The organism is Alexandriicola marinus, from assembly GCF_004000435.1.
Lineage (GTDB): Bacteria > Pseudomonadota > Alphaproteobacteria > Rhodobacterales > Rhodobacteraceae > Alexandriicola > Alexandriicola marinus.
The window spans coordinates 1-8,188 of the sequence record NZ_RBVZ01000030.1 but is presented as its reverse complement, the minus strand read 5'-3'; the positions used below and the strand labels follow the sequence as shown (position 1 = coordinate 8,188).

General features: G+C 66.2%; 11 protein-coding genes and 1 pseudogene. 1 reads left to right on the top strand and 11 read right to left on the bottom strand.

The features are described from left to right. Positions 1–27 precede the first annotated feature (27 nt). The 7 genes and pseudogenes from EP376_RS22125 to EP376_RS22100 form a co-directional block, all read right to left on the bottom strand. Positions 28–912 carry a DUF2163 domain-containing protein gene (locus EP376_RS22125; RefSeq protein WP_127657659.1) on the bottom strand — a complete coding sequence of 295 codons (885 nt, stop codon included), beginning with the start codon at positions 910–912 and terminating at the stop codon, positions 28–30. Then, on the bottom strand, positions 909–1,535 hold the full coding sequence (locus EP376_RS22120; protein WP_127657658.1) for a DUF2460 domain-containing protein: 627 nt from the start codon (positions 1,533–1,535) through the stop codon (positions 909–911). The genes EP376_RS22125 and EP376_RS22120 overlap by 4 nt, the downstream gene beginning before the upstream one ends. Continuing rightward, entirely contained in the window at positions 1,535–3,952 is a 2,418-nt protein-coding gene (locus tag EP376_RS22115) for a phage tail tape measure C-terminal domain-containing protein (RefSeq protein WP_127657657.1), read from the bottom strand. Before EP376_RS22115 ends, EP376_RS22120 begins: the two co-directional genes overlap by 1 nt. Then, entirely contained in the window at positions 3,945–4,073 is a 129-nt protein-coding gene (locus tag EP376_RS23555) for a DUF7697 family protein (protein ID WP_255519528.1), read from the bottom strand. Before EP376_RS23555 ends, EP376_RS22115 begins: the two co-directional genes overlap by 8 nt. Before the next feature lie 98 nt (positions 4,074–4,171). Beyond that, positions 4,172–4,665 (bottom strand): annotated as a pseudogene (locus EP376_RS22110) (hypothetical protein). Beyond that, a complete protein-coding gene (locus EP376_RS22105; RefSeq protein ID WP_127657655.1) occupies positions 4,665–5,603 on the bottom strand; it encodes a phage tail tube protein in 939 nt (312 codons plus the stop codon). The pseudogene EP376_RS22110 and the gene EP376_RS22105 overlap by 1 nt, the downstream one beginning before the upstream one ends. 24 nt (positions 5,604–5,627) lie before the next feature. Further along, positions 5,628–6,047: an acyl-CoA transferase gene (locus EP376_RS22100; protein ID WP_127657654.1), complete on the bottom strand. Its 420-nt coding sequence runs from the start codon at positions 6,045–6,047 to the stop codon at positions 5,628–5,630. Positions 6,048–6,114: 67 nt separating this feature from the next. Here EP376_RS22100 and EP376_RS22095 point away from each other — a divergent pair, with 67 nt between their 5' ends. Further along, on the top strand, positions 6,115–6,606 hold the full coding sequence (locus tag EP376_RS22095; RefSeq protein ID WP_127657653.1) for a hypothetical protein: 492 nt from the start codon (positions 6,115–6,117) through the stop codon (positions 6,604–6,606). A gap of 36 nt (positions 6,607–6,642) precedes the next feature. Here EP376_RS22095 and EP376_RS22090 read toward each other — a convergent pair whose 3' ends face one another. The 4 genes from EP376_RS22090 to EP376_RS22075 form a co-directional block, all read right to left on the bottom strand. Beyond that, the gene (locus tag EP376_RS22090) at positions 6,643–7,272 is read right to left on the bottom strand and encodes a DUF6441 family protein (RefSeq protein ID WP_127657652.1); all 630 of its coding nucleotides are present in this window, start codon (positions 7,270–7,272) and stop codon (positions 6,643–6,645) included. Continuing rightward, positions 7,269–7,580 (bottom strand): head-tail joining protein, encoded by a 312-nt coding sequence (locus tag EP376_RS22085; protein WP_127657651.1) that lies wholly within the window; start codon positions 7,578–7,580, stop codon positions 7,269–7,271. Before EP376_RS22085 ends, EP376_RS22090 begins: the two co-directional genes overlap by 4 nt. Further along, positions 7,580–7,915, bottom strand: coding sequence for a DUF2190 family protein (locus tag EP376_RS22080; protein ID WP_127657650.1), 336 nt, complete (start codon positions 7,913–7,915; stop codon positions 7,580–7,582). Before EP376_RS22080 ends, EP376_RS22085 begins: the two co-directional genes overlap by 1 nt. Positions 7,916–7,991: 76 nt before the next feature. Continuing rightward, positions 7,992–8,188: phage major capsid protein (locus EP376_RS22075; RefSeq protein WP_164745043.1), on the bottom strand; the 197-nt coding region annotated here is incomplete at its 5' end.

Sequence of the window (8,188 nt, the reverse complement as noted above, 5' to 3'; positions counted from 1 at the left end):
CGATGACGCGGGCGGGATCGGCGGAGGTCACAGCACGCCGCCCTCGTGCCCGCCATCCTTGGTGGCGTAGCGCAGCACGGCATCCTGACCGGGGATATGCGGGAAGCCGCGGAAGTTGGTGGTGTTGGCGAACTTCGCCCCGCAGGTCTCCATCCGCTTGTCGCAGCCCGCACGGATGGTGAAGGCGTCGTCCTCGGCAATCGCGCGCACCGGCGCCTCGAGCAGGGTCAGGATTGCCACGCCGTCCGCTACGTCATGGCCCAGCACCTCGGTGCGCCGCCCCGCGTTTGCGCCGCTCGTCCATTCGACGGTACCGAAGGTGAACCAGCCGGCCTCAAAGTCGCCGAGACCCGAGGCTGTGAAGGCCCGGTCGCGCAGGAGATCGATCACGACCCCGGTGCCCTTAAAGGCCGTGTTCTCCAGATCGACGCGGCAGCGCGTATCGCCGAGCGCGGCGTCACAGGTCGCCTGAAAGGTCCGCCCGACCGTCTGGCCGAGGACATGCGCGAGCGAGCGGACCTCAGCTACGAAGGCCAGCCGCCCGCGCCGGATCTGGCCGATCGCCCCGCGCCGCATCAGCACGCGTTGGCCGGTGTCGGCCCAGTTCACGCGCCAGACCTCGACCTCGGCATTATCCCAGCGGCCGTCGAGGATGTCGGTCTCGGTGATCCGGTCCGAGGTCAGCACGCCCTCGGCGTCCTGCGCATCGACCGACAGGTCCGAGCCCGAGCGCACCTCGGACGCCGTCAGCCCGCTCTCGGGCTCGAAATCGGTGCCATCGAAGGTCAGCGTCCGGTCATGGTCGGTGAAGCCGAAGGTGACGCCATCGGCGCGACTGATCCGCCAACACCAGGCGAGCGTGGTCGTGCCCTCGTCGAGATGGGCCTGCAGGGCGGGATCAAGTGTCTTCATCGGCGCAGTTCCAGAAGCGGGATGGAGGTGATCGAGCCGAGCCGCTCGAGATCGAGCGTCACATCGAGCGCGTCGGTGTCGAAGCGGACCGGCACGTCGAAGGCGAAGCCCGCGGTAATCGTGACGCCCTCGGCGGGCGCGCTGTCCAAGGTGACGATGCCGGTGGTCGTGTCGACGGACCAGCCGCCCGACTGTTCGGCGCCATCGAGGGCGACGCGCACCGTGCCAGCGACGGGCTTGGTGATCGTTCTGGTCCATATCTGGCTGCCCGAGGCGTAGCGCTTCACCAGCTGGAAGGCGGTGGTCGCGCCGTCGCCGGTGCCAATCGACTGATCGGTCAGCGATGGCGTTCCTGAAGGCAGACAGGACTTGTGATCGCCCCAGTCCTTGAAGCGAAACCCGTGCAGGCGACCGTTGCGCGCCTCGAAGAAGGCGACCACGGCCGCCAGATCGTCCGCGCGGCGGATGCCGTAGGCGACATCGTAGCGGCGTCGCGAGTTGGCCCAACTGGCGTTGCGCTCCTCGTCGCCCGAGGCGAGTTCGACGATCTGGGTGCGGCGTTCCGGCCCGCCGCGTGCGCCCCGGCTGATATTGTCGGGAAACCGGACCTCATGAAACGCCATCACATGCCCCTCCGCCCGAGGGACACGGCGCGGGCGATATCCGCCGCGACCTGCGTCCGGGATTGCCGGAAGCTCTCGGCGTCACGGGTCATGATGGTGACGTTGATCCCACCGCCTCCGCCATACGATTGCGCCTCACGCCGCGACAGCACGCGTTCACCGCGCTGCAGGATTGCGGGCACCTCGTCGTGGCGAAGTCCGGCCATACCGCCGCCATGCATCCGAGGCGCAGCGGCGAAAGCCATGGCCGGGACCATGCGCGAAGGCCCGCCCGATCCAACAATGCCGCCCGCATGCAGGATGTTCGCGAAGATACCACCCGCGCCGCCAAGCGCGCCGGAAAGCGCATTGGCGATCGGCCCCAGGATGAACCGACGCGCCGCCAGCTTGGCGAGGTCGGCGATGAGAGAGGTGACGAGGTCACGGAAGTTCAGCTTGCCGGTCTTCACGAACTCGCCGACCGCGTTCTCGGCCGACTGGAACGCGCTGACGAGGCTCTGGCCTATATCGCCGCCGATGTCGCGCGCCTTGCTGGCATAGTCGGAAAGTGCTGCGGTGACCGCCTGCCAGCCGGTGACGGCGGCTTCGGTATTGGGTTCGGCGGCGGCCGCTGCAGCCCCGACCGCTGCGCCCGCACCCGTGGCCGCCTGTCCGGCATCGCCAAGGGCTGTCTCGAACCGCGCCGCCGCGTCGGTGGCTTCGGTCAGCGCATCGGCGCCATCGTCATCGCTGCCCCGCACCGCATCGCGCAGCGCCTGCCAGCTGGCGAGTGGCGCACGCGCACCTTCTGCCAAATCCCGCGCTGCACCGCGATACGTGTTGGCCGTGGCAAGGGCAACATTGGCAGCCGTGGTAAGCCCGAGATCGGGGGCCGTGAGCGGGTTGTCCTCAAAGGCACGGTCAAAGGCAGTCTGTGCGGCAGTCGTCGCGGCAGTCGCAGCACCCTCGAAGCGGTTCTCAAGCTGGCCCAGCTCAAGATCCGGGATAATCGAGATCCGTCGTTCGGACCCGAGCGCTTCCAGCCCCTGATTGATGCCGCCGATGAAGCCGTTGATCCGAGAAACAACGCCGTTCAGCATCGCTTCGACACCGTCGATCAGGCTGTTCGCCGCCTGGAACGCGAGGTCGCCAATCGTGGCGGGCAGCATTCCCCAGATCGCCTTGATTGTCTCATAGGCACCCTCAAAAGTGTTCGCGGCCGTGTTGCCAAAAGCCACCACGCTCTCGATTGCGCTCTGCATGCCGGAGGCGGCATCGGCCTTCAGATCGAAGAACATCGCCGTGGTCGCAGCGCCCGCCGCCGCAGCCCCCATCTTGATCCGATCCCAGACTTCGACGGCAAGGTCCTTCAGGAGCGACATCGCCGCGCCAAAGCCGCCCGCGCCGGAGACGAGGCGCGTGAACCGGTAGACGAGCTCGCCCGCGCCGACGATAAGCGCGCCGATGCCGGTGCGGATCAGCGCGCCGCGCAGGACGACCAGCGCCGTGGCGAGGCCACGGACCGAAAGCGCGGCAGCGGCCATTCCCGCCACCCAGCGGCTCGCGAGAAAGGCCGCGAAGGTGGCGGCGTAGGTGGTCAGGCGGCCGATGTTGTCGAAGAGCCCGCGGATCGAGGTGCCCAGCGGACCCGTGCGGCTGGCGATGGCCGCCATGGCGTTGGCGACGGCCTCCAGCGCGGGTGCCGCGGCGACCGCGAGCTGGTTCGACAGGCCGCGCCAGATCAGCCCGAGGCGCGAGATCGCGTCGTTCGTCCGCTCGATCTGGTCAGCGTCCTGCTCGGAGACGACAACCCCGAAGGCGCGCACGTCCTCGGTGGCCTGGCGCAGCGTCGCGGTGTCGATCCGGCTCATCGCAATGGAGCCTTCCTCACCGAAGAGCTGCCCCGCGACGGCCGCGCGTTCGGCAGCGGGCACGAAATCCTCGATGGCGGCGTTGATCGCCCCCACACGCTGGTCCAGCGGCAGAGCGATCAGCTCGCCCGCCGAAAGCCCGAGCCGGTCGAGCGCGTCGGCGGCAGGGCCGGTCCCGGCGGCCGCTTGGCTGAGCCGACGCGTCAGATCCTTGGTGGCCTGCTCGATGCCGGACATCGACACGCCGGCGAGTTCGCCCGCGCGCTCCAGCGTCTGGATAGAGGTAACGGTGGTGCCGAGGGACTGGGCGAGCTTGGCCTGCGCATCGACCGTCTGCAGCCCGGACCGGACCATTGCCACGCCCGCGGCTGCAGCGGCGGCCACGGCGGCGGCGGCCGCGACCCGGACCCGGCGCGAGAAGGCCGCCAGCCGGGCGTTGGCCGCTTCCATCTCGCGGCTGAGCCGTCCGAAGCCGCGCGACCCGGCCTCGCCGACACCTTCCAGCTCGGCGCGCACTTGTCGCCCGCCAACTGCGGCAAGGCGAACGGAAACGCGCTTCTCAGCCATTGCTTTGATCCATCTGTTCGTTGAGCTTTGCGACCATCACCGCTTCGATGACGGGCAGCAGTTCGGCCATGGCGAGCGGCGGCACGCCGAGGGCGTCACCGAGCGCCAGCGCCGCCGACATGTCCCAGCCGATCACGGTGCCAGGTAGGACGCGGAGTTGGCCGCCGAGACGGCGGACGAGGTCCCAGACTTGCCAGCCTTCATAGGTCAGCGGTCGGTTCAGCCGCGCCGGACAGTCTTCGCAGGCTTGCGCGCAGGCGTCGCAGTAGCAGTCGCCCCCGCCGAAGGACCATTCGGCGAGAGCGCGGAGGCGTTTTTTTCCTGTCCCAGCAGCAGGCCCTTGGAGACANCGGCGAGAGCGCGGAGGCGTTTTTTTCCTGTTCCAGCAGCAGGCCCTTGGAGACATAGGTCAGCTGGAAGGCCTCGAAGATCGGCCAGACGTCGAGCAGCGCGTCGATGGCCTCAGGGTTCGGCTCGATTGCGTTGCCATCCGCATCACCGATGCCCTCCCAGAACAGCACGGCCCGCCGCGCTAGCGCCTTGGCGAAGGCCACCGCGCGCTCCTCGTCGGAGGCTTCCTCGGGCACCGCCTCGACAGCGGGATCGCTGCGCGTCGCTACCATCAGCGCGGTTGTCAGCGGGCGCAGCTCCACCCGGACGCCAGGGGAGAGGTCGTGCCAGCGCGGTTCATTTGTCAGGTCGAGCGTCAGCATCAATAAACCTCAATGTCGTTGATCAGGGTCGCCGTGCACATCCGACCGACGACGCTGTCCCGCGCCGCCTGCCAGTCGAAGGTGGCCTGTACGCCCTGCGGCCCTGAAATCTCGATCCGGGGGCGCGGCAGGTAGACGGCGTGCACGGTTAGGCGCAAGCTCTCGCCAGAGGGCAGCACATAGGCGAACTCGAGCTCGCAGGGATCGCCATTGATCGCTTGCGTCACCAGCGTCTGATCGGCAAATCGGACCTCGATGGAGCCGGTCAGCGCGGCGATAGAGGGGTCTGCCCCATCAATGCGGCCATCGGACCGGATGGTCTCGATGCGGTCGAGGTTGTTGGCATAGGTGATATCGGCCGAGACGACGTTGCCGAGGGCGGAGCCATTGCGGGTGATCGCCCCATTGAAGTGGCCGAAGCGCTGCAATTCGAGAGTGGCAGGCGTGCCTGCACTGGTCGTAGTTCCAATCGACTCGCCCTGCGCTACCAACCGCGCGGTGGCGGTCAGGAGCCCCGAGCGCTGCATCTGCCAGGTGATTTGGTCGAGCACGCAGCCCGAATACATCGCAAATCGCGGCACTTCGGGCATGCCGGTCTCGATGGACATGCTGGGCAGCGTCCAGGACCCCGACTGAAACTCGTGCGTCCAGGGGCCGATGCCAGTCGTGGTTGGATCACCAAAAGCCGCCTTCAGCCAGAAACCGAAGGCCTCGGCGTCAAGCGGTACGACGACATCGCCGTCCGCCGTCACCGCGTCCTTGATCGGGGCCAGCGGGTCGCGGCCGTAGCCCAGCAGTTCGGAATTGAGCAACGGCTGCTCGGCGCCCAGCGACGTGCTGGCGAAGGGCATCTTGGTGAAACCGCCCACCGGGGGCGTTCCATAGGTTGTCTCGAACGCTAGCGCCATCTGCGCGCGCGCCCCCTGGGCTCGTGCCATTGTGTTCTCCTCGGATTGTCGGGATCAGCCGAGCGGGTCGGCCGTGGAATAGTGCAGCACCACCGGGATCACGGCGGCCTTCAGGCTCGCGGCGCCCTCGACCGGCAGATCAACCGGGCGCGGCGCTTCGGCTTCGATCCAGTCGCAGAGGCCGCCCAACGTGCGGTCGGCGGCGATGTTCGTGCCGATGCTGGCGGTCAGCACGTCGAAGGCGGCGTCACGGGCGGTGCCCTGAATGACCGCCTCGATCTCTGCGCGGTGCTGGTAGTGGTAGCGCAGCGGCGACAGCGTCACCTCTGGCTCTCCCGGCTCACCGTTGCGCAGGATCAGCAGCCCCTCGGCCGGCACGCGCTCGGGAAGGACTTCTCCCCGCAGTGTGGTGGCGGGCAGCGCCGAGAGCCGCGCGTGCAGCGCGGCGAGGATGGTTTCGCGTGGGGTGGGCATTGCTTCTCTACGAGATACCGGCAGTAATGGTGTTCGAAATGCTATCCATCTCGCCGAAGGTCTATAAATGCTTGCAGAAGACTGGTTAGAACGCAGCCAGCCAGGTTATCGTGAACTGGCCCAGGGCGAGAGGTCAGCAGTTGCTGGGTTTTCGATTATATGGAGCGTCTTTGAAGCGGCCGCGCTATCGGGAAGTGGAAGCGTTCGTTCGATTAGCCAATTTATTGACGGAAACAGGGAGGCGCTTGTTGATTTCACACCACTTCAAGCACCCCTTGATTACTTCCAAGACCGTTATGTCGAGGAAGGCAACATTAACTTCAGGTTTGACCATTTGAACTTCCGAAGAAACGATAATCGCGAACTTGTCGAATCCGTATTGCTTGGGAGAAATGACGACAACGCCGAAAAAGTGAAAGCCTTGCTCATTATCGTATATCGGCTGAGGAACAACCTTTTTCATGGCTTGAAGTGGGCGTATGAAATGCGTGATCAACAAGCGAATTTTGAGCATGGCATACTGGTCATGACCAATGTCTTAGATTGCTGCCGCAGATAGTCTCACGGACTTCGAAGCGGCTGTGCTAGCTCACTTTCATCGGTTATCCACCCAATTTGCCACGATCAGCCCCGGAACTCTGTCGCGCGCCTGCTCGGCGTCGCGGTCGAGGTCCAACCGCTTCGGCAGCTTGACTTGCGGGACCAGCAAAAAGATCGGCGCGGTGACCTGGTTGCGGCCGGTCTTTGAGCGCGAAGCCACCGCCTGACCGCGTTTGTTGATGCGAGCTCGATCAGCGACGAGCAGGCTCGGACCTCTGTGGCGATAGACGAACCGCAGGCGCAGGCCGTGACGCCGTTCCCATTCGCCCGGCGTGATCCGGCGGCCCCGCAACCCACGGCCCGCAGCTTCGGTCGGGATCGCGAGGTAGAACCCATCTTTCGAGCGGATCAGCGGACCAGTGTCGTGGGCCCCGACAATGGTCGGAGCTTTGGACCAGACCAGCGCGGCGGCATCAAGGCTTTCGCCTGCGCGCGGGAAGGTCTGACTACGGATCGAGTTGGCGAGCCGTCGCCCGAGACCTGCACCGGTGATCTGCGTCCGCCACGAAGACTTCAACCCGGTCCCGGCCTCGCGCATGGCGGCCGTGACGGCTTTCTCGCCCGCCTTCACCTCGGCAGCCATGGCAGCGACGAGATCGGGCGTGATGTCGAGCTTCAGCTTCATGCCGGGCGCAGGTCCACAGTCCAGACGAGCCGCTCACGGTCGCGGACGGGCTCCCCCTGGATAAGGAACGCGTCTCCGTCGATTTCCAGGCGGTCGCCGGGGCGCGGGTTCGCGACATCGGCCAAACGAAGGTCGAGCCGAGTTGTTTCGGACCAGAGCCGCGCGTCGCCAAAGTCGGTGATTGCATCCGCCTGACGGGCCACAACGCGCACCAGCACAGGCGCGCCGCCATCGGAGGTGAACACCGCTTCCCGCCCGATGTTGGGATCCGAGAACAGCGCATCAACGATGGCGGAAAACGCCATCATCAGAAGCTCGCGTTCAGGCGCACCCGGCCGATGGTGTCACCGGCCCCGCCGGCCACGGCCTCCGTTGCAACACCGATCAATGTGTTCGATGTGGCCACGCTTGTGGTGCGCTTATTGGTGTCGTCCCAATAGACTTTCGCGCCCACGGTCCAGGCCTGCGAGCCAACCTTGGTGAGGTCGAACACGCCGGTCAGGGCGGCTTCGACAGGATCGTTCAGGTCGGCGTCTCCGGCGGCGATGCCGAAAATGGAGCCGACGAGCAAGCCATCGCCGGAGGTCACAGCATAGGGTGCGCTGAGGGAGATCGTACTGCCGGGCTGGACGTAGTTTTTCATGATGGGGATCCTTGTGGAATGACGAAGGGCGGCCCATCAGGACCGCCAACGTGTTAGGGTTCAGCATGGGAACCGGTTACGCACCGGGGTTCTTATAAAGACCGCGCCAGTCGATGGCCTTGGCGCCGAAGTCGAGGCGGCACTTGATCTCGACCCCGTCGACGTCGAAGCCGTTGCGGGTCTCGATGTAGGCGCCCTGCTGACCCTCGAGGTAGGCGTACTCGATGGTGTCGATCTGGTTAGGGCTCGCGGCCAGATACCAGGCGGTCTCGC